The 21,317-nt window shown below is 53.1% G+C and carries 18 protein-coding genes; 11 read left to right on the forward strand and 7 right to left on the reverse strand.

Features of this window, described 5'->3' with window-relative positions; translation table 11 throughout:
• Nucleotides 1-19 precede the first annotated feature (19 nt).
• Entirely contained in the window at nucleotides 20-514 is a 495-nt protein-coding gene (locus tag IPI29_07635; GenBank protein MBK7412408.1) for a hypothetical protein, read from the forward strand.
• Nucleotides 514-2,709, forward strand: coding sequence for a TonB-dependent receptor (locus tag IPI29_07640; protein MBK7412409.1), 2,196 nt, complete (start codon nucleotides 514-516; stop codon nucleotides 2,707-2,709). The genes IPI29_07635 and IPI29_07640 overlap by 1 nt, the downstream gene beginning before the upstream one ends.
• Here IPI29_07640 and lptB read toward each other — a convergent pair whose 3' ends face one another.
• Nucleotides 2,710-3,459: an LPS export ABC transporter ATP-binding protein gene (gene lptB / locus IPI29_07645; GenBank protein ID MBK7412410.1), complete on the reverse strand. Its 750-nt coding sequence runs from the start codon at nucleotides 3,457-3,459 to the stop codon at nucleotides 2,710-2,712. It abuts the gene before it with no gap.
• The gene (locus tag IPI29_07650) at nucleotides 3,446-4,666 is read right to left on the reverse strand and encodes a trypsin-like peptidase domain-containing protein (GenBank protein MBK7412411.1); all 1,221 of its coding nucleotides are present in this window, start codon (nucleotides 4,664-4,666) and stop codon (nucleotides 3,446-3,448) included. The genes lptB and IPI29_07650 overlap by 14 nt, the downstream gene beginning before the upstream one ends.
• Nucleotides 4,667-4,722: 56 nt before the next feature.
• Between IPI29_07650 and priA the strand changes: the two genes are divergently transcribed.
• The 4 genes from priA (at nucleotide 4,723) to IPI29_07670 (ending at nucleotide 10,487) form a co-directional block, all read left to right on the forward strand.
• The gene (gene priA / locus IPI29_07655; GenBank protein MBK7412412.1) at nucleotides 4,723-7,239 is read left to right on the forward strand and encodes a primosomal protein N'; all 2,517 of its coding nucleotides are present in this window, start codon (nucleotides 4,723-4,725) and stop codon (nucleotides 7,237-7,239) included.
• A gap of 12 nt (nucleotides 7,240-7,251) precedes the next feature.
• The gene (purT, locus tag IPI29_07660) at nucleotides 7,252-8,427 is read left to right on the forward strand and encodes a formate-dependent phosphoribosylglycinamide formyltransferase (GenBank protein MBK7412413.1); all 1,176 of its coding nucleotides are present in this window, start codon (nucleotides 7,252-7,254) and stop codon (nucleotides 8,425-8,427) included.
• Between the two features lie 69 nt (nucleotides 8,428-8,496).
• Nucleotides 8,497-9,063 (forward strand): RNA polymerase sigma factor, encoded by a 567-nt coding sequence (locus IPI29_07665; protein ID MBK7412414.1) that lies wholly within the window; start codon nucleotides 8,497-8,499, stop codon nucleotides 9,061-9,063.
• A gap of 125 nt (nucleotides 9,064-9,188) precedes the next feature.
• Nucleotides 9,189-10,487 (forward strand): T9SS type A sorting domain-containing protein, encoded by a 1,299-nt coding sequence (locus IPI29_07670; protein MBK7412415.1) that lies wholly within the window; start codon nucleotides 9,189-9,191, stop codon nucleotides 10,485-10,487.
• A gap of 10 nt (nucleotides 10,488-10,497) precedes the next feature.
• Here IPI29_07670 and IPI29_07675 read toward each other — a convergent pair whose 3' ends face one another.
• Complete coding sequence (locus IPI29_07675; protein MBK7412416.1) at nucleotides 10,498-12,909, reverse strand: hypothetical protein; 2,412 nt, start codon at nucleotides 12,907-12,909, stop codon at nucleotides 10,498-10,500.
• A 3-nt stretch (nucleotides 12,910-12,912) separates the two neighbouring features.
• Nucleotides 12,913-14,148 (reverse strand): extracellular solute-binding protein, encoded by a 1,236-nt coding sequence (locus IPI29_07680; protein MBK7412417.1) that lies wholly within the window; start codon nucleotides 14,146-14,148, stop codon nucleotides 12,913-12,915.
• Nucleotides 14,149-14,234: 86 nt separating this feature from the next.
• Here IPI29_07680 and IPI29_07685 point away from each other — a divergent pair, with 86 nt between their 5' ends.
• From IPI29_07685 to IPI29_07705, 5 genes are read left to right on the forward strand one after another with little or no spacing between them, the layout of a single operon-like run.
• Complete coding sequence (locus tag IPI29_07685; protein MBK7412418.1) at nucleotides 14,235-15,845, forward strand: CTP synthase; 1,611 nt, start codon at nucleotides 14,235-14,237, stop codon at nucleotides 15,843-15,845.
• A gap of 9 nt (nucleotides 15,846-15,854) precedes the next feature.
• A complete protein-coding gene (locus IPI29_07690) occupies nucleotides 15,855-16,994 on the forward strand; it encodes a hypothetical protein (GenBank protein MBK7412419.1) in 1,140 nt (379 codons plus the stop codon).
• Nucleotide 16,995: 1 nt separating this feature from the next.
• A complete protein-coding gene (locus IPI29_07695; GenBank protein ID MBK7412420.1) occupies nucleotides 16,996-17,706 on the forward strand; it encodes an SDR family oxidoreductase in 711 nt (236 codons plus the stop codon).
• Nucleotides 17,706-19,481, forward strand: coding sequence for a T9SS type A sorting domain-containing protein (locus IPI29_07700; protein ID MBK7412421.1), 1,776 nt, complete (start codon nucleotides 17,706-17,708; stop codon nucleotides 19,479-19,481). Before IPI29_07695 ends, IPI29_07700 begins: the two co-directional genes overlap by 1 nt.
• A complete protein-coding gene (locus IPI29_07705) occupies nucleotides 19,478-20,128 on the forward strand; it encodes a hypothetical protein (protein ID MBK7412422.1) in 651 nt (216 codons plus the stop codon). The genes IPI29_07700 and IPI29_07705 overlap by 4 nt, the downstream gene beginning before the upstream one ends.
• A gap of 20 nt (nucleotides 20,129-20,148) precedes the next feature.
• Here the strand turns inward: IPI29_07705 and IPI29_07710 are convergent, their stop codons facing one another.
• From IPI29_07710 to IPI29_07720, 3 genes are all read right to left on the reverse strand, one after another.
• Entirely contained in the window at nucleotides 20,149-20,463 is a 315-nt protein-coding gene (locus IPI29_07710) for a hypothetical protein (protein MBK7412423.1), read from the reverse strand.
• 207 nt (nucleotides 20,464-20,670) lie between these two features.
• Nucleotides 20,671-20,859: a hypothetical protein gene (locus IPI29_07715; protein MBK7412424.1), complete on the reverse strand. Its 189-nt coding sequence runs from the start codon at nucleotides 20,857-20,859 to the stop codon at nucleotides 20,671-20,673.
• A 244-nt stretch (nucleotides 20,860-21,103) separates the two neighbouring features.
• Nucleotides 21,104-21,289: a hypothetical protein gene (locus tag IPI29_07720; GenBank protein ID MBK7412425.1), complete on the reverse strand. Its 186-nt coding sequence runs from the start codon at nucleotides 21,287-21,289 to the stop codon at nucleotides 21,104-21,106.
• Nucleotides 21,290-21,317 lie beyond the last annotated feature (28 nt).

Here is a 21,317-nt window from a genome sequence, read left to right on the forward strand (position 1 = left end):
TGTTCGTCGAATGGTGTTGATGCGATCTCTTCTTGTCGGTACCGTTGTTTTGTTAGCACTCCTGATCTCTGCCTGCGGTGGCTTGGATCCGGAAGAAGTGCGTCCGTTCAGTGGTTTGCGCGGAACGATCACCTATGTGGGCGGTAGCGCGGCCTGGCCTTCTGACACTGTCTACGATGTACGTGTAGTTGCGTTTGAGACAAAGCCAACCGTCCCGCAGGAGATCCTAACGTCGATCCTCCAGCAAACGGCTGCATTCTCTCCGTCAAGCCTGCCTATTCGCGTCGACACCACATCGTATGAGATCGAGGTTCTGGCAACTCCCCGAACATTCACCTACGTTGTTGTTGCGATGCAGAACGGTCCGAACTTCCAGACCGACTGGATCATGCTTGATGTCTACTCCCCTTCCGGCGATCCCACCCAGCCGGGCGTGGTGATCGTTCCCTCAGGAAACACGGTACGAGTGGACTTCCGAGTTGACTTCACAAATCTTCCTCCGCAGCCATTCTGATGAGGAACGTTCACATCATACTCCTACTGGGCATTCTTACCTTGTCCGCCGTGATCTCAACCGCACAAGAAGCAGGAACGATCACGGGCTACCTTACCGACAGAGAGACCGCTAAACCCGTGCGCGGAGCCACCGTCCGCATCGAAGGCACCCAGAGCGGCGCTATCACCAATGGCAAGGGAATGTTCGTGATCAATGGCATCCCTGCCGGTATGGTAAATGTGGTAGCAACGTTCGTAGGCTACGAGACCGCTCGACAGAAGGTGTATGTAAAGAAGGGTGAATCTACCTCGATGATCATGACCATCAAGGAATCCGCCGTTTCCAAAGGGGAGGTCGTGGTATCAGCGAATAAACGAGTTCAGGCAGTTCAGGATGTTCCCATCAGCGTGTCCATTCTTACGTCGGAAGATCTCGATCAACGGAATGTGACGCGGCTCGATGATGCACTCCGATACGTAAGTGGCATCAGCATCGCCCGCGATCAAGTGAGCATCCGTGGAGCCTCTGGCTTTGCCTTCGGTGTTGGTTCACGAACTGCAGTCCTGATCGACGGTTTCTCTCTTCTCTCCGGCGATAATGGCGATATCAAATTCGATGTAATGCCTGTTGCTGACGTAGAGCGTATCGAGATCATCAAGGGAGCCGGCTCTGCATTGTACGGAACGGGAGCTCTGGGCGGAGTGGTCAGCATGATCACCCGCGATCCAACAGACTCCTTCTCTGTCTATGCTAGAGGCTACACCGGGCCTTATACCCAACCACCCTATTCGCAATGGGAGTATCGTTCTTCACTTCCGTGGCAATTCGGTGCCGATCTCAGAATGGCACAACGTGTTGGTGAATTCTCGTACTCCGTAAGCGGTGGTATTCGGTCAGATGAAAGTTATCGTGAGTATGACCGATCTCTTAGGGGGTTTGGCTTTGCAAAACTCACATGGCAACCGTCCGACCTCGTCACACTGCGGGCCTTTGGTTTTGGAACGCTCGAGAACAGAGAGAACTTCATCTATTGGAGGGATCTCGATAACGCAACCCGCCCGCCCCTTGCCCAGAATCTCGATGAACGACTAGCAACCTCGAAGTTTGCCGTTGGGACCGAATACTCGCAGATCTTCTCGGGGTCTACCTCGTTGATCGCCAAGTACGGATTCTTCCGGACGATGTTTGAGAACACCTTAAATGGTGAAAAGCTCGACTCCAATTATTCAACAGCATTTGCCCACAATGCCGAGGCGCAGCTCACCTCACGTCTGGCTGAGGGAATGATCCTCACTGCGGGAATAACCGGTCGTTTGAATTGGGTACGAAGCGACGTCTATAACACAGCTCTACAAACCATCATCAGTGGATATGCACAGGGCGAATTCACCCTTGGCTCTGTGATATTGACCGGCGGAATTCGAGCAGATCGCGAAGAGACCGAGTCACTTTCTCCCCAGCTCGAATTCTCTCCGAAGTTTGGTATGACGTGGAATGCCGCTCAACAACTAACCGTTCGTGCATCTGTGGGAAGGGGCTTTCGGGCTCCAACAATTGCTGAACGATACGCCAATATTCGGTATGGTCCGTTCAATGTGCGTCCCAATCCCGACCTCCTCTCCGAGAGCTCATGGTCCGGCGAGGTTGGATTCCATGTTACAGCATCCAATTTCTTCGTACCGATCGATCTCGACCTGGCTGTGTTCGATAACGAACTGTATCAACTCATCGAACCAACGTTTGACCTCACACAGGTTGGCGCTCCGATCGTGTTCCAGAACCTAACACGTGCACGCATCCTCGGTTCGGAACTCACGTTGCGGGTCATGATCGCACGAAATGCGAACATCGAAACTGGCTTTACCTACATGATCCCACGTGATCTGACAACCGGCACCACTCTGAAGTATCGCAACAAAATTCTGTGGTATTCACGGGGCTCCTGGACGCCATTCACTGGTATCGAACTCCAAGCTGAATATCGGTATCAAGACAGAGTTGAACTCATCGATGATCGACTCAGCCTCTTCATACCTGATGCTGATGCTCGTGTGGCAATGCACATCGTAGATGCCCGTGTCTTCTATTCGCCGTCAGAACACACGAAGATCGGCCTTATTGGTAAGAACATCTTGAGCTATTCATACACAGAGATCGTTGGCAACCTCGGACCTACCCGAGCCCTCCTCCTCCAATTCGAACTCCGATACTAACTAGTAATCTCTCAACACAAACGTCTCACCAAGATACCTGGCTCGCACCTCTTCATTGGAGGCGATCTCTTCGGCCGTGCCGCTCACAAAGATCGAGCCATCGATTAAGATATAGGCCCTATCCGTAATGCTAAGCGTTTCATGCACGTTGTGATCGGTGATCAAAACACCGATTCCTTTGTGTTTGAGTTGCGTAACGATCTTCATGATGTCCTCCACAGCGATCGGGTCGATCCCTGCGAACGGTTCATCAAGGAGAATGAACTTTGGGTCTGTTGCCAGTGCGCGGGCGATCTCGCAGCGACGGCGCTCTCCACCGGAGAGAGTGATCCCGATGCTTTTGCGGATATGGTCGATCCCAAACTCGTCGAGCAAGCCATCGAGCTTCTTCTGACGTTCTGCAGAGGTCATCTTCTTGAGTTGGAGGATGGCCTTGATATTCTGTTCTACCGTAAGCCGACGGAAGATGCTTGCTTCTTGGGGAAGGTATGCCAGACCTGCTCGTGCACGCTTATACATTGGCGTGGTGGTCACATCCTCCTGGTCGATGAACACACTGCCTACGTCCGGTTTGATCATTCCCGTGATCATGTAGAACGTGGTGGTCTTTCCTGCGCCATTTGGACCAAGGAGGCCAACACACTCACCTTGGCGAACACTTAGGGTGCTGCCTTTGACTACCGTGCGCTGCTTGTAGGTTTTCCGGAGTCCTTCTGCGCGTAGGACACTTCCAGTCTCAATTACGGACACCACCGCTCCGTGGACGTGCTTGCAAGGTCATGGTCAGATCCTTCTTTTCACCGGAGCGTAACACCGTCAGCTTCAGCTTTTGGTTCACTTCCCCGTCGAGAATGGCGATATTCACATCTTCATCGCGCAACGTAGGCCGACCGTTGATTGCAATGATAACGTCTCCCGGTTCGATTCCAGCATCATCGGCCGGACCGTCGGTTGCAACCTCGCTCACGAGCACTCCATCCGTTCCGGAAAGCTTGAAGTAGCGTGCAACGTTTTCATCGATTGCGGAGAGCTTCATGCCTGTCCAGAAGTCCCGCCTGATCGAGCCGTCCTTCTGCAAACGGTCGACGATCGCCTTCACACGATTGATCGGAATCGCAAATCCAATGCCGATACTCCCGGAACCACGAGCACTTTGTGAGGTTGAGTAGATCACGGTGTTCACGCCGATCACCTCACCGAGGGCATTGACCAATGGACCTCCGGAATTGCCGGAAGAGATGGCAGCATCGGTCTGGATCATGTTCTTGTAGACACGGTCCTCTCCGCCTTCACCGGGTTGTGTGAAACTCACGCCTACGTTAGAGACCACGCCAACCGTAACGGTCGGCTTAGCGTTGTTATCAAAGAGGCCGAAGGGATTACCAAAGGCTATGGCCCATTCACCGACCTCCACATCATCGCTGTTGGACAGCTTCAGAAATGGAAAGCCCCCTCCATCGATCTTGAGTACGGCTACATCCGACACGGGGTCGGTTCCGATGATCCGTGCATCGTGCTTTGTGCCATCGGTCATCGTCACAACGATCTTGGATGCATTACCGGCAACGTGATCATTTGTAAGAATGTACCCGTCTGCACTGATGAGGAATCCGGAGCCGAGGGAGCGCACTTCATAATCGCGCTTATACGTGCGAGGACGGTCACCGTAATGGTTTCTGAAGAATGGGTCGCCAAAGAAGTCATCCCACGGATCGCGGTAGTACTGCGTTCTGGTTTCCGTGACATTGATCCCGACGATCGCCGGCGAACTCTTACTGACCGCTCGGGTTATGGCATTCTTTCTGCTCCCCGAAACGTCGTCGTTGGCCGGTTGAGAATTTGTGTACACCGGTTCGGAGATCGCCATCTCCGTATCGGGCTTGCAGGCAGCCATCGGATGTGCCGCCAGGGCCATCATCATGGCCGTGAAGAACGAGGTGAATGGTGTCTTTGTCATAGGCCGAAACGTCGAATTCAGGGCAAAAATATTGCCTGTCGGTATCTTCGTCGCCCATGCCCATCCACGTTGCCCTCCCACTACCCCGCCTCGAGCCTCTTACCTATGGGCTCCCTGATGGTATCCATGTGCAGCGGGGATGTCGGGTGCTTGTTCCGCTTGGGACGAGGATTGTGACCGGAACCGTAGTAGCTGTTGATCAGGATGCGGTTCCAAAGATGCGCCACATCATCGAAGTACTCGATGAAGAGCCATCGTTCAGTGACGAGGTACTCGAGCTCACGAAACGTATCAGTGAGTACTACCTCTCATCATGGGGCGAGGTGTTGCAGGCTGCATTGCCAACGGGTCTCACACCGGCTACAGTCCTTCATGTAACGGTGCTGAGGCCGATCACCGATGATGATCTTGAAGAGATGGAGTTGCGAGCTCCTAAGCGTGCACGACTGCTCCGAGAGCTCAGAGAACACGAGGGTGAGATCAGTGTCTCCTACCTACAACGCAAGCTAAAGGCAACGGCCATCGCCGATCAGCTAGATGCGCTCCAGCGAATGGGATGGATACGACTTGAACAATCGTTGGAACAACAGCGAGTTCCTCGAATGGTACGGGCTGCATCGATAGCCCCTTCCTTGCTATCGAACGAAGAGGAACTGCGTGCAGCATTTGATTTTCTTGATGCGAAGGCCCCAAAACAGTCTCTTGCTCTGGGACATATCTACCTGACAACACAACGTGATGGACGTCCGGTAGAAATCGCACGTCTGGCCGATGAGTTGCATGTCTCATCAACGGTGGTCGACAGTTTGGAGCGGCGCGGCTTTGTGGAGATATCCCAGGTCATTCGCCGTACGGCAGATGATGAAGACAGTTCGTTAGTCAGTCGAAACGAAGCTGTTGTAAAGCTTACGGCAGAGCAGGCAACTGCCGTTGAGAGAATCACAGAGCTTTGTGATATGCGTCAACTCTCACCTGTTGTTCTCCATGGCGTTACCGGTAGTGGCAAGACCATCGTCTACCAACGAGCCATTCAACATGTGATCGAAGGCAACGGACGAGTATTGCTCCTTGTGCCGGAGATCTCCCTTACGCCGCAATTGGCGGACAGATTCCGTGCAGTCTTTGGCGATCGTGTGGCGGTATTGCACTCGCGCCTCGCTGTAGGCGAACGGATCGGTCTCTGGCAGCGCATTCGTGCTGGGGAATTCGACATCGTGATCGGTGCACGTTCGGCTGTGTTTGCCCCGCTTATGGATGTTCGATTGATCATTGTCGACGAAGAACACGAACCATCCTACAAGCAAGACGATCCGGCACCGCGATATCACGGCAGAGATGTTGCCCTCATGCGTGGTCAGATCCACAAGTGTCCGGTGATCCTCGGAAGTGCCACGCCGTCTCTGGAAAGCCTCGCCAACGTGGCTGCCGGGCGCGCTACGCTGCTTCAACTCACCCACCGTGCTGATGGTGCATTGTTGCCATCGATCCGCGTGGTGGACCTGCGTGAGGAACGAAAGTCACGCAGACTGAAAGGGGCTATCTCCATGACTGCCCTTGATGCGATAGCTGCACGCATCGAACGCAAGGAAGGAACGCTTGTCTTCCTCAATCGACGAGGATATGCGGTCAACCTCCAATGCGAAGATTGCGGCGACGTTCCGATGTGCCAGAACTGTGACGTGGCCCTCACCTATCACAAACATGCCAACGTCCTACGATGCCACTATTGCGGTTATGCTGAGCCAATGAGAGCAGCATGTACCACCTGCGGCTCTGTGGACTTGCGCGAGTCAGGATCCGGAACCCAGCGCATCGAGGAAGATCTCGTCACAGCCCTGAATGAGCGAATGGAGCGTACACCGCGGATCGAACGGATGGATGCCGATACTACATCAAAGAAGGGCGAACACCGGACCTTGCTGAAGCGATTTGCAAATGGTGATATCGACGTTCTTGTGGGTACGCAGATGATCGCAAAAGGGCTTGATATTCCCCGTGTAACGCTTGTAGTAGTGGTCAATGCCGACATGTCTCTGCATCAGAATGACTTCCGTGCATCAGAACGCACTGTCCAGCTCCTGACCCAGGTGGCCGGTCGTGCCGGTCGTACCGGATCCCATCCCGGTGAAATGATCGTACAGACCAGTTCCCCTGATCATCCGGCCATTGTAGCAGCGATCAATGGTGAACGTTCGCCTGATGTGCTTCGGGCATGGGAAGGTGATGAACTTCGACTTCGACGCGAGGTGGATTATCCGCCCTATACACGGTTCATCGTGATCGAGATCTCGTCGTTGGATGAGGCGGCCACACTTGATCACGCGCGTGTATTGGCAGCACTCATTCCGGCTCGCACGGACTACCATTTACGACTTGACCCTGTGACGCCATCGGTTGCCCGCATTCGTAATGCCTTCCGTCAGGTGATCATCATCAAGAACTTCAAGGACAAGGATCAATCCGGCGCTCTGTGCCGGTCCTTGTTGCGTAATGCATTCGCTACGTATCATGCATCCTATGCATCATCGTCCGTCAAGGTCACGATCGATGTTGATGCTCATGGAACACTATAATCAGCCCCCTCTATGAAGACCATCCTACTTCTCGGATCCGGTGAACTCGGCAAGGAATTCGTCATCGCCGTCAAACGATATGGCCACCGTGTGGTGGCTGCAGATTCATACGACAATGCGCCAGCCATGCAGGTTGCTGATGAACGTCGGGTAGTGAACATGCTCGACGGCGAAGCCCTTGATGCCGTTGTTGCAGAGGTAAAGCCAGACATCATTGTTCCTGAGATCGAGGCTATTCGCACAGAACGTCTCTTTGACTACGAGGCCAGAGGCATTCACGTTGTCCCAAGCGCACGTGCTGCGAACATGACCATGAATCGTAAGGCGATCCGGGATCTGGCATCACAAGAACTTGGTCTGAAAACGGCTCGGTACATGTATGCCAGCACCGAAGAGCAGTTTGTTGCGGCCGTACAGGAGATCGGAATACCGTGTGTGGTCAAGCCACTGATGTCTTCAAGCGGTAAGGGGCAGAGCATTGTTCGGACGGCAGTAGACGTGCAACGCTCATGGACCTATGCCATGGAGGGCAGTCGCGGTGACCTGAAAGAGGTAATCGTGGAAGAGTTCATTCCATTTGACAGCGAGATCACGCTCTTGACCGTAACTCAACGAAATGGGCACACCCTCTTCTGTCCGCCTATTGGACACCGCCAGGAGCGGGGTGATTACATGGAATCGTGGATGCCACATGCTATGAGGCCAGAGCTCCTCGAAAAAGCACAAGACATGGCAGCAAAGGTCACAGCGTCGCTCACGGGCTCTGGTATCTGGGGCGTGGAGTTCTTCCTCACTGCAGACGATGTGTACTTCTCAGAGCTATCGCCTCGACCGCATGATACAGGCATGGTCACGCTTGCTCCCACCACCAACCTCAATGAATTCGAACTCCATGCCCGCGCCGTCCTTGGTTATCCTATCCCAGGGATTGTCCTTGAACATGCCGGAGCATCCGCGGTGATCCTTGCAACAGAGGCATCTGCCCTGCCCCCTACCTATTCCGGGATCGAAACAGCATTGTCAATGCCGGAGATCGAGATCCGAGTCTTTGGCAAGCCAAGTACCAGACCATATCGTCGCATGGCCGTTGCACTTGCCAACGGCGCACCGGATTCTGACGTAGATGCACTCCGTGCACATGCAAAAACAGCAGCCGATTGCATTTCGGTGATCACGGCTCGATCATGATCGGTGTGCCGATGAAACTTTTAAGGCCATTGCGTCACCTACCCCTTGTTGCGCGCAAACAACGACCACATGGGCATACAGGAACATCGCGACTTACAGGATACGTTCCTTCGGCTATTTGAACCACAACGCAGTGCGTTGTGGAGGTTCGTGCGCTCAATGGTGCGGACTGATCACGAAGCCGAGGACATGATGTCCGAGACGGTCCTTCAGGCATACCAATCGATCCACAAGCTTCGAGACGAACAAGCATTTGTCTCGTTCCTCTTTACCATCGCACATCGGCTCGTAAAGCGGCATCGGTGGCGCAGGACGTTCTTCGGTCAATACGATGAACAGGCTGCACATGAGATACCACATACGGACGCGCAACCAGATGTGCAGATGGACATCGTGCTCCTTCGCCAGGCGCTGCAGCGCCTTCCGGAACGAACACGAGAAGCTGTGGTCCTCTTCGACATTCTCGGCCTCTCCCTTGAGGAGATCAAGGTCATCCAAGGCGGAACCCTTTCTGGCGTGAAATCGCGCCTGGTTCGTGGCCGACGTTCGTTGGCTACGATGCTGGGTGTGGATCAACACCAAGAAGAGCCCGCACTCTCTACAATTCCACGTGTTCACAATCAGCCGATCCTCTAATGTCACCGAAACGCAATCTCCAGACACTGTTCACTCGCGCTCGTCAGGAAACATCGCCGGTCACCGCCGACGATGTGCGTTCCCTCGTTGAGAATGCAGGGTCAGCCCCTTTATCGAGATCTCCTATGCCAGCGATCATCACAGCAACAGCGGCCTCCTTGGCCATGGTGGCCGGACTTACGGCCTACCTTCTTTCTCCGGAACCGTCACAACAACGATCAACCCTTGGCGCAGTGGCAGAACCACAACCGTCAACTCGTGAGATCCACGTTTCGAAACCCTCGTCCGTGTTACCTACGGATCCGCATACCCCGAGCACACCACCTTCAGGATCGGATGGTTCGATGTCCATTGCCGTGTTGTCCCTTGAGTCCGATGATCTTCAGCAACTCAACATCGATCTGGCATCGCTAGGCATCCTTCGTTCGATGGTACCGAATGCTGACAGCATCGCACAGTGTTTGCCACGGCCGAGAACTACGAACGGAACCCTCTGTGTCTGGCAGAATGGTGAACGACAGGAAATAGCCCTTCGTAACGGTCCGGGACCAATGCCGGTGATGTTTACGTCTGCAGATGGAAGGGGCAAGATGGTTCGGATCGAGATGTCTCAGACCTTCGATCCAAATGCCCTTATCCCGGTAGAAGCCCCTTCTCCTGACGGCACGATGCTGATGTGGTTCTCCCCAACCCAGGAAGTGATGCAGATGCTTCCCGAGCGTGTAGAAAAACAACTCTGCCGGGAGCGAGGTACGCAGGATCTCGACATTGACGTACAGGTCATCAATGAGGATGATCTCGCAGATATTCAAACATTGAATATTGATTCGTTAGTGCGCTCGATACCGATGCTTGATACCACGAATGCTCACAGTAAGCAAATGTTGGCCAGTATCAAGACGATCGTTGTTGATGGAGATGCAGATACAGCGAACGGACAACGCAAGATCATTCAGCGTCGTATTGAAATCAAACGCATGGGAACAATGACCACAGCAGATGTGAACGTTCTCAAGGATCTTGACACAACGATGCCTTCTTGCGCTCGGATGTCGACCAAGACTCGGGTGATCATCCTTCGTAAGGGCGGATCATCCAAGGCGATCATACCAAACGTCGATGGGTCGCAACTGCAGGAGAATCGAGTTGAATCCGGTGCTCTGCGATTGGAGAATATCTATCCTAACCCAACCATGGATGGTAGCGCTACGGTCTCATACTCTCTGAGCGGAGATCGACTGATAACGATCGACCTTCATGATCTTGCAGGAAACAAGGTTTCCACACTTGCCTCAGGTGTACGCCGACAAGCAGGGACCGGACATATCCCATTCGCGCTTGAGGGTGTGATGCCGGGAATGTACCTTGTTACGATGACCACGGACAAGGGTGAACGAGCAGTTCAACGACTTATCGTTCAGTAAGGGGCTTACATTAGAACGTAGCACCGGATAACGTAACTCGAAATGCAGGAGTGGATGTCTGAGATAGACGAGCGTTCACATCGAGACGGAAGAACAACAGAATGCGATTGATGCCGAGGCCGACCTCATAATACGCTTTGTCGGAGGTGAGGTCGGTCGTTGGCAATGTCGTTTTGGTATACTCCAGCGTTTGCGGCGAGAATGTTGTCCAGCCGATGCCGCCGAACGCAATAAACTCAATGCCGAAAGAAGCGATGTCCGGGATGCGGAGAAGTCCAGGGATCACTTCACCGAAGTTGTGACTGAGCGAGATGGTAGCATACCGATCTCCATAGAACTCCTTCACGCTCATACCGCGGAACACACTGCCAACCACGAGTCCGCTTACGCTCGATTCCAAGCTCGAGAACTTCTGTGGCGGTACAGCACCCCAAGACCAACCTGCCGTGGCCACAACGTCGAGCGTCCACAACGGCAATGTCTTCAAGCGCAACACACCGATCCATGATGCCTTTGTGAAATCGTAGTTCGAAGCAAGGATCCCAGGGCGTGATGTTTCCACGTTCAACCACGTTCCGGTCCTCGAGATCAGTCTGATCGGTGAATAGTCCAACGTAAGGGTAAGTCCCATTGTTCTCATCGTTCCGTCGAAGATCGAAGGATTCTCGCGCAGTCCGGCACTGGGTTTGAACAACGACCACGCAGGAATGGATGTGGCCGATCGATGGTCATCGGATCGCACGAAGAATCGAATGCCGCTCGGACGTGACCATAGATCATTACGGATGAACCGAAGTTGTCCCCACGTATATCCTATCCCAACCTCTCCGCCTGTTCGATAGTAGTAGTCGCCGTAGTCGTTGCCGAACAGGAGGCTCGTAAAAGTGATGAGCCCCGTTCTCACAACATTTGGATCGTCGCGTCTCTGCAGGACCTTGTATAACGCAGCATCAAGGGTCCACTTCTGACGTTCTCCAATGAACCACGTGGTCTTTGCAGATCCATAGCCCTGTTTGTCCTCGAATCCATATCCTGCAAGAGCCTCTACTTCGATAACTGTATCTGGACGAAACCGTAATCCAAGCCCGAGGTACGGCCCATGGATCCTGTTGTACCGAAAGATGTCCTCAAAGCCAGAGAAGGGGCGCCTGCCTAACCTCGCCAGAGTCCGAGTCACCGGACCGATGTATCTGTCAAGGAACGTTGTTTGAAGACTATCCGGATTGTCGATGAGATTCTGGATCTCAGCGTAGGCGTTAGCCTCTTCTTTCCGCAGTGGCAGCTTTTGGTTCAGACGCCAGTAGGTTGAATCGAAGGTGTTGGCTTGATCGGATACTTCTACGCGACGTTGTTCAAAGAGATCGTTGTCGATACTTGCATTGATGTCGTATTCATAGCAGAAGGTCTCGATCTCTATGTCGAGCCGTGGAGCGAAGAGGAACAGGATCTCTGCTACGAGTGACGATTGAATAGAGAGGGCTTCGGGGACAACAGCCCCTTCTACCTCTACAAAGCTTTGGCGGTACGAGAGCTTCGCATCGAAGGGCAGATTGACTGCTCGGTTTGGTGTAAGGCGCACTTCGAGCGGAATGTTCTTGCGTTGATCGATGAAGATCGTGCCTGTAAAGGCCTTTCGTCCATTGCTGTACGGCGCAACATCGATCAAAACCGTATCGTCCTCAACGCTGCTCTTGAGGATGAAGTCATAATCGTCGATGGCATTCGGATGAAGGGGCGACTCGATCTCCTCGTTCAACAAGGAGATCACATCATCGTAGGCATTGAGGTTTGTTCCAAACGAAACGAAGTTCGCCTGCGGCGGTATGTTGGCTGTCTGTCTGCGTTGAACGATCTCATTGAAGTATCGACCGGGCTTCGCATAATATCCACGAGAATACGACTCGAGGATGCTGAAGACTGTAGTGTCTCCCCGTCCGGAGCTCCGTGATGCCGTGGCCGTGTCTGTGTTCACCACAAACTTTGTGTACAGCATGTAGGTGTAGCGTTCAAGCGAATCACGTTGTTGTGCCTTTCTTGCGAGCACGCGACGCATGATCGCTACGGCAGGATCCTCTGCCGACACTACGACCTCAGCTCCTGTGAATGCGCGCTCTTCTAAACCAACTTCCAGGACCGCATCTCCGGCAGGTCGGCGGACGGTGTCGGGTGCGTACCCAACGAGTGAAAAGACGATCGATAAGGTGTCAATTCCGCGTAGCTGAGCCCGAGGTATCCGCAACAGAAATGCTCCTCGTTTATCAGTCATCGTCGCAGAACGTGTTTCGAGAACACGTACGCTCACGAACCGCAAAGGACCAACGGAATCAGTATCGAACACCGAGCCGCGCAAGGTCACATCGCCTTGAGCACGAGACATGTTCAGTGCCGCGATAAGAACCACAAGGCACCACAGGGGGCGCATCGATCAGCCCCCTACTATCTGAAGTGCTTCTTGTTGAGCCATGTTCAGGGCCTCTTCCGGTGTGGATTCACCGAGCAGGACGCGAACGACTGCGTCTTCGAGTACCGCCTCAAGATCAAGCCAGCGAGGATGGACAGGTGTCATTCGAGCATGCTCGAGTTGTTGAGCAAAGACTGCCTTGATCGGATCTGCGGTGAGCGTAGAGTCTGCATAGTACCCCTTCTCAGCCGGGAATCCGGCTTCTGGGATCTTGGCGCAGAAACGTACGGCATTCATTCCCTTTGTGAGGAATAAGACCAGATCACGAGAGATCTGCGTGTTCTTCGTAGACGCACTTACGGCCAGATACTCTCCACCCGCAAACGACGTCCCCGGCTCCCCGGTGAGTCCGGGCATGAGGATGGGCGTGACCTTGAGCGCGGAATTTGAGCGGATCTTGTTCGAGAGCCAAGAACCTGAATTCCACATCGCGATCTTCCCCTGAAGGAATGCGGCATCGAGTTGTCTTTGTGTCTCAACAAATCCGGCACGAGCCAGTTGGGCATACGTTGTAAGCGCCTTGACGTTTTCAGGACTGTTGAGGACAGGACGTCCATTCGTGTTGAGGACATCGCCACCGTAGGTCCACATGAAGGGAAGGATCTTCTTATACAGCCGGTGTGCATCTGCTCCGTTTGCGCCCCATCCGTTGGATCCGGATTCATTGACTTTCTCCGCGGCTGCGATCAGATCATCCATGGTAGAGATCGGTGCATTCCAGCCACTGCTTTGCGCCAACTTCGTGTTCACATAGATCACGCGTGTATCCAGCGTCCACGGATAGGCAAATGTTCTGCCCTGCCACATAGCCGGAGCTACAGAGTATGGGACGAACCTGCCTAGAGCGTTGGCGTCTCCTGGCAATGCAAGCAATACGCCCGAGCTTGAGAATTGGGCAACCCAGTCCGAGCCCAATTCGATCACATCCGGAGGAGCTCCTGAATTGAAGGCTGCCTGGAGCTTCACCTTGCCGTCGTTCCACGAGAGTTCTGTGAGTTCAACCTTGGCGTTATGGGCCTTCTCAAACTCTGAAACGAGCTCTTGAAGAACGGCCTTTTGACCTGGTTCACTCCAGAAGTGCCAAAATCTGATGGTGCGGGGTGCATTGGCCGGAGTGTCTCCACCACCACATCCAGGAAGAAACAAGAGTGTGCTGACAGAAAGAAAAACGACCATCAGCAGGCGATAACGAGTATTCATGCGGCGAAGCTACGCAAACGCGTTGTCCAATCGCACGAACATCCGTAGTTTTGAGCCCGTCCATTACTTCATCTTCCGGGTGTCCAGTGCCGAAGACGTCAAAGTACATCTTCATTACGGGCGGGGTTCTTTCCTCTTTAGGGAAGGGCATTGCTTCTTCTTCCATCGGTCTCCTCCTCCGTCAGCGCGGTTTTACTGTGACGGTGCAGAAGCTTGACCCCTACATCAACGTCGACCCGGGAACGATGAATCCGTATCAGCACGGCGAGGTCTTCGTGACCGATGACGGTGCAGAGACGGATCTTGACCTAGGCCACTACGAGCGTTATCTCGACGTGAGTATGTCGCGGTCGAACACCGCTACGGCAGGCCAAGTCTACTTCGACGTGATCACCCGCGAGCGCCAAGGTGCCTATCTCGGCAAGACGGTTCAGGTGGTTCCGCATATCACCGACGAGATCAAACGTCGTATGAGAGCCTTTGAAGGCAAGTTCGACGTGATCATCATTGAGATCGGCGGAACAGTTGGTGACATTGAGTCGCTTCCTTTCCTCGAAGCATGTCGTCAGTTACGTCATGAGGTTGGTCGCGGCAACGTGCTCGACATCCATCTGACCTACGTCCCCTACATCAAGAGTGCCGGTGAGCTGAAAACAAAACCCACGCAACACTCTGTAAAGACGCTGATGGAGTTCGGCATCACGCCCGACCTTCTTCTTTGCCGTGCAGAGATGAGCTTGGATAAGGACATTCGTGCCAAGATCGCCCTCTTCTGCAACGTAGAAGAGCGGAGTGTGATCGAAGCTCTTGATGCTGAAACGATCTATGAAGTTCCAATGATGTTCGCCAAGCATAAGCTTGACGAGATCGTGTGTGAGAAACTCAATCTCAAGAAGTCGAAGCTCAATCTCGACACCTGGTCGCGATTTGTCCATCGGATCAAGGCCCCGAAGCATAACATCACGATCGGTCTCGTTGGGAAGTACAACAAGTATCCGGACAGTTATAAAAGCATCACAGAAGCCTTCATCCATGCCGGAGCGATCAACAACACAAGGGTCAATCTCCGCTGGTTGGATTCAGAAGGGATCACCAAGGACAACGTAAAGGAACTCCTTGCAGATGTGGACGGCATCCTCGTGGCCCCTGGTTTTGGATCGCGCGGGATCGAAGGAAAGATCAATGCGATCGAATATGTGCGAACCCACGACATCCCGTTCTTTGGGATCTGCCTTGGCATGCAGTGTTCCGTGATCGAGTTCGCTCGTAACGTTGCCGGACTTCCTCTTGCGAATTCGTCGGAGTTCAAGAGAAACAAGTTCAACGTGATCGACCTTCTTCCGGAACAACGGAAGGTGACAGAAAAGGGCGGAACGATGCGTCTCGGTGCCTATCCGTGCCACCTAGAGAAGAAAACAAAGGCATTCGCAGCCTACAAGAGCGAACACATCAGTGAACGCCACCGCCACCGCTACGAGTTCAACAATGAATTCCGTGAACTTCTAGAAAGTAAGGGGCTCCGTATCAGCGGCACATCACCGGACGGAAGACTTGTTGAAGTGGTTGAGCTACCGAATCACCCGTGGTTTGTTGGTGTACAATTCCATCCTGAACTCAAGTCTCGGGCGGTTACAGGTCATCCCCTCTTTGTCTCGTTCATCAAGGCAGCGGTAGCACACGCCCTGGAGAAGCTGTAAATGGGTCGAGTGCAGATCCTCCTCCTTGAGCAAGATGACGTAGAAGGACTCTATCCTTTCACGGCAACACATTGTTCTTGGGAGATCCGCACCGGACTGTTCACGATTCTTGAACGGTGGCAGCATGCCCTCCCGAACAACTCTGTGAGCGTTGTGTCTCATCGCGATTTGCATGTACGTTCCTTTGTTGAACGCAACCCACATACCACCGCGTTTGTATCAGCCCCCTCCTTGTTGATCGCGGGTCATGTTCTACTGTCTCCTTCCGTGATGCGAAAGCTTGTGGAGACGTGCGAACAGCGTACCGAGGCATTTTTGGTTACCTGCAGTGGTCATGTTGTGGGGGCATACGTTCCTACAGATCTGGTCACACCCGATGAGGCAGTACATCATCTTGAGTCCATCGATCCAGACAAATTGGGTTCTGTTGACTGCATCGGGAACGTCCTTCATCGTCAATGGCAAGCGTTGGATCATATCGCAGACTCGATCGAGTGGGATGCATCTCTACTCGATCAATCGATCGCTTCCTCTGCATCGATCCATCCATCATCCGTGATCGATGATTCTAACGGCTCGGTTGTGATCGGAGAAGATGTTGAGATCGGCCCCTTCTGCGTGATCACAGGGCCTGTGGCGATCGGAAGTGGTACGAAGGTGAAACCTCACACAACCATCCATACGTCTGTCATCGGGCCAATGTGTAAGGTTGCAGGAGAGATCGAAGATTCCGTGATCCATGGATACAGCAATAAGCAACATCACGGATTTCTCGGGCATTCATACCTCGGTGAGTGGGTCAATCTCGGTGCGGGAACAACTACCTCCGATCTGAAGAACAACTACGGTCACATCCGCGTGGACCTGCCGTGGGGTCAGGAAGACACCCAGCGGAAGTTCCTCGGCATCTTGATGGGTGATCACAGTAAGTCCGCCATTGGTACCATGTTCACAACCGGCACGGTCTGTGGTGTAAGCAGCAATATTGTCGCTTCCGTTCTCCCTGAGAGATCAATTAGCTCCTTCCGATGGCTTGATAAACAGTACGAGACCGACAGGGCGATCGATGTAGCACGAACCGTAATGGCACGTCGGAACACGTCTCTCGGACCAGAAACAGAAGCCCTTTTGCGCTATCTTGCGGGCTGATATGTCCGCATCTTTACACATCTGGATCACTGGCGCAGGCCGTGGTATCGGCGCCGCGATCGCTCAGCATCTTGGTGCAAAACATCGCATCACGCTGAGTGGCCGGAATGAAGCATCGCTACGTCAGATCGAGAACATGCTGCCCGGCGGACACTCTGCTGTTGTTCCATGCGATGTGGCAGATGAACACAGCGTTGCCATTGCCCATGCCGCGGCGACGCAGTTGTTCGGGCCTGTCGATGTTTTGATCAATAACGCCGGCGTAGCTGTTTTCACCGACCTTGTCGATATGACGGTGGACGCCTTTGACGATCAGATCGCCGTGAATCTGCGCGGTGTCTTCCTTGGCATTAAGTCCGTTCTCCCTTCGATGATCGAACGCCACAAGGGCATGATCATCACCATCAATTCCGTTGCGGCCGTAAGTGCGTTCTCCGGATGTACGGGCTATGGCGCTTCCAAGGCCGGAGCACTCGCACTCACCCGATCTCTTCGTAATGAAGTGCGGGGCAAGAACATCAAGGTCTCAGATGTCCTTGTTGGAGCTACTGATACGGACATTTGGGGTGAAGAAGAGCGTGCCTCACTCGGTGAGCGAATGATGCAGGCCGATGATATTGCCGATGCCGTTCAGATGATCATAGGATCGTTCAATAATCCTAGAGTACAATTCGAAGAAATTCTCATTCGACCTCAACGCGGAGATCTGTGATGACCAAGGAGTTCATAGTGCTGTGCCTAGCGCTTCTTTCATTCACTGCAACAGCGCAGCCGAATCAGGTCTATAGTCATGGCGACCCAACGCCGGAAGAACAATTGATGCTCGAGATGATCAATCGGGCACGGGCGAACCCAACAGAAGAAGGTGTGCGGTTGATGGATACGGACGATGCTCGAGTACAGCAGTCCTATTCCTTCTTCAACATCAACAAGAGTGCAACCAAACAAGCATTCGCCGGGTACGCACAACGTCCGCCTCTTGCGTTTCATCCGAGCCTTATGACAGCTGCGGCCGATCATTCCAAGGACATGGACGATCACAACTTCCAAGGACACAACAGTAGTAACGGTGATGACCTTGGTGACCGCTATGCCAAGGTGGGCTATGCCTCAATGGGTACGTACGGAGAAAACGTTGCCGCATACAGCGAATCCGTCTGGCATGGTCACTGCGGATTGAATGTGGACTGGGGAACGCAAAATCAGATCGATCTCGGACACCGAACGAACATCATGAACATCTCGAACTATCTCTTTACGGAGATCGGTATCGGGATCATCATCAACAACCAAGGACTGCAGACCAATCATGTTGGTCCTTATGTGATCACCCAAGATTTTGGACTCCGCAGCGTGCGGTACATCACCGGCGTGGTCTACAATGACAAGAACGCCAATGGGTTTTACGACATCGGTGAAGGTCTCAGCGGCGTCTCAGTGAAGCCCAATCGCGGAACGTATTATGCCGTTACAAGCACCTCGGGCGGTTATGCCATACCGTTCACCGGAAGTGGTTCCGTTGTTGTTACGGCATCTGAAGGGGGCTTGGCAGCACCTGTCGTAAAGACAGTCGATTTCTCTGGAGAGAACATCAAGGTCGACTTCATTCCTGCATCCCAGGGTCCCGGCAATGTGACGCTGCGTCTGCCCGCCAATAATGCAACAGGCAGACCGCTTGAAGTGACGCTCGAATGGAATACTGCACCAATGGCTGATTCATATGAGTACCAGGTTGCAACCACACAGAACTTCTCGGCGAATACCATCGTAGCCAAAGGCAAACCAAGTACGACCTCTGCCCTCGTGACAGTCCCACAGTGCAACACAAAGTACTATTGGCGTGTGCGTGGTGTGAATAGCGTTGGTAACGGTCAATGGTCAGCCCCCTATAGCTTCACAACCGGTGGCAAGCTCCCTACCTCCACAACAGCGTCCTCACCAAAGGGTGCTCAGTCAGGCGACAACACCGGAACGATCGCGTTTGCATGGACGAGTGCCGCAGATGCAACCACGTACCACCTCCGGATCAAGAATTCAACGTCGCCTTTCGCAGTGATCTATGAAGACACGTCCATCGTTGGAACAACGAAGAACATTCCCGTTGCCTCCATCGGAGCCGGAAGCTTCACATGGGAAGTTCGCGCGAAGAATTCTTGTGGCAATGGTGGCTGGTCCACGCCTGCCGGCTTCTCATTGACCGTTACGAGTGTGGCAGAGTCCATGGAGAATGGCTGGGGAGTGAAGATCACACCTCATCCCGTTACGAGCTCAAGTACCGTGGTCATGACAGCGCCGATCCCAAGCGTCGTAACCTTGACCCTATCCGATCTAAGTGGGTCATCGCATGTTCTGGGGAGTTATAACGTTGAATCCGGTCAGACGACTCTACCGGTTGACGTGCGTAGTCAGTATGCCAGCGGAATGTATCTATTGACGATCAGTTCAAACGGAACGATCGTTTCACGAGTAACCTTGGTGATCCCATGATCAAACCACTTGTTGGGCTTGCACTATTTGCTGTTGTAGTGACGGCATGTGCGTCAACGACCGATCCGGTAGCACCCGAACCAACGTTTTCTCTTACGACGTTCGATCTGAAGGCCGGTGACAAGCTAGAGTTTGAGTCCACGTCATCCGTACTCCCGGATAGTGCAACACTATCAAGTGTGACGGTCATCGGTGTGACTGGGGCATCCGGTGCGCAGGTACTCTTGCGTGAGGACATTTCGTATCGAATGCGAAGTGGTTTCCTGGAAACATATCACGGAACGGAGGCTGCTCAGGTCATTGCCAAGTTCCCAACAAAGGCGGGAGACACGGTCATCCATTCACTGGATACGCTGATGGATCCTGCGGGAAAGGTCCTGCAGATCTATGACGAAGTTGTTATCGCTATGAACGCCGACACGACGATCTCGACTCCAGTCGGAACTTTCCGCTGTGCCGCATTTCGTTCTCTGTCTATGCCAACATTAACTGACGGCGTTGGGATCGTAGTAACTCAGACTCTATCGTATGTCAGTCCGACCCTTGGTATCATCACCAATGAGTCACATCAGTGGGCCGGAACTTCTACCGATGGCCCGCCATTTGGTTCGAGCACATCCAAACTTGTAAACATCATTCGTAAGTAGAACGATATCAGTGCAGCAATTTACGCTGCCTTACCATAGGCTGTTTTCGGTGTAAGGCTGAACCCACAGCTACGTTCGAGGAGTGTGATCACATCCACACGTCTCGTCTTATCCGCTTGTGGCATCAGGAATACGTCGAAACGCATTTGATCATAGCTACCGGCAGCATCGGCCCATTGCGAGAACTTCTCGTGAAGTGCCAGATCGCGTGCACCCGGGATCGTATCGCAGTCGAATGCATCGACCAGTTCATATTGGCCGGACTCGCCCTTACGGAGGATCCCTACCACTCCGGGTACATCATATGATCTCCAATCGTCGAGACCAACTGGCATCAGGAAATGCATGCAATTTTGGACAGGCATTGCGTGTAACATGGTGTTCTTCCTTGAGTTCAGAATTTCATTGGTCGAATTCAGGTAGCTACCGAGAAGCTTAGTTCTCTTCGCCGCGATCGATCGAGTACGGGTGTTGACGGTTCGTTTTCATGATATATCCTTTTGTTTTCGTGTTTGGGTTCGTGTTTGTGTTCGAGTTAGCACTCAGTCTTCAGCACGGTCGATCTGCGCACGCTGTGGAGCAAGGGCGTTGAGTTCATCTTGATTGTCGTAGTAATACTTGACAGTCGTTTGGTTGTTCTGGAGAAGGAATTGGGCGTCTGCTTGATTGATACCAGCATCTTCATAGCTGACGAGACCGAAGAAGCACATGATGGCGATGAGGAGTTCCATGGGGTTGACTTTCGTTTGTGTTGTTGTAATTGGTTTGGGTTGAGTTGGACCGGCTGCTTAGTTCTCTTCGCCGCGGTCGATCGAGTATGGGTGTTGACGTGTTGTACGCATGGTATTCTCGCTTGGTTTTGTGTTTGAAATTTGGGTTTTAGTTCTCTTCGCCGCGGTCGATCGAGTATGGGTGTTGACGTGTTGTACGCATGATGTTCTCGCTTGGTTTTGTGTTCAAAGTGGTTGTAGATCTTTAGTCTTCGGCGCGGTCAATGTTGACACGTTGCGGCAGAGCATAGAGCGAATCAGGATTGTCGTAGTAGTACCTTACCGTCGACTGATTGTCCTGCAAGAGCAGATTGGCATCGGCTGACGAGATACCGGCATCTTCGTAGCTAACGAGGCCGAAGAAGCACATGATGGCAATGAGTAGTTCCATGGGGGTGACCCTTGTGTTGATTTGAACA

The sequence above is a fragment of the Ignavibacteria bacterium genome (genome assembly GCA_016707005.1).
Classification (GTDB): domain Bacteria; phylum Bacteroidota; class Ignavibacteria; order Kapaibacteriales; family Kapaibacteriaceae; genus UBA10438.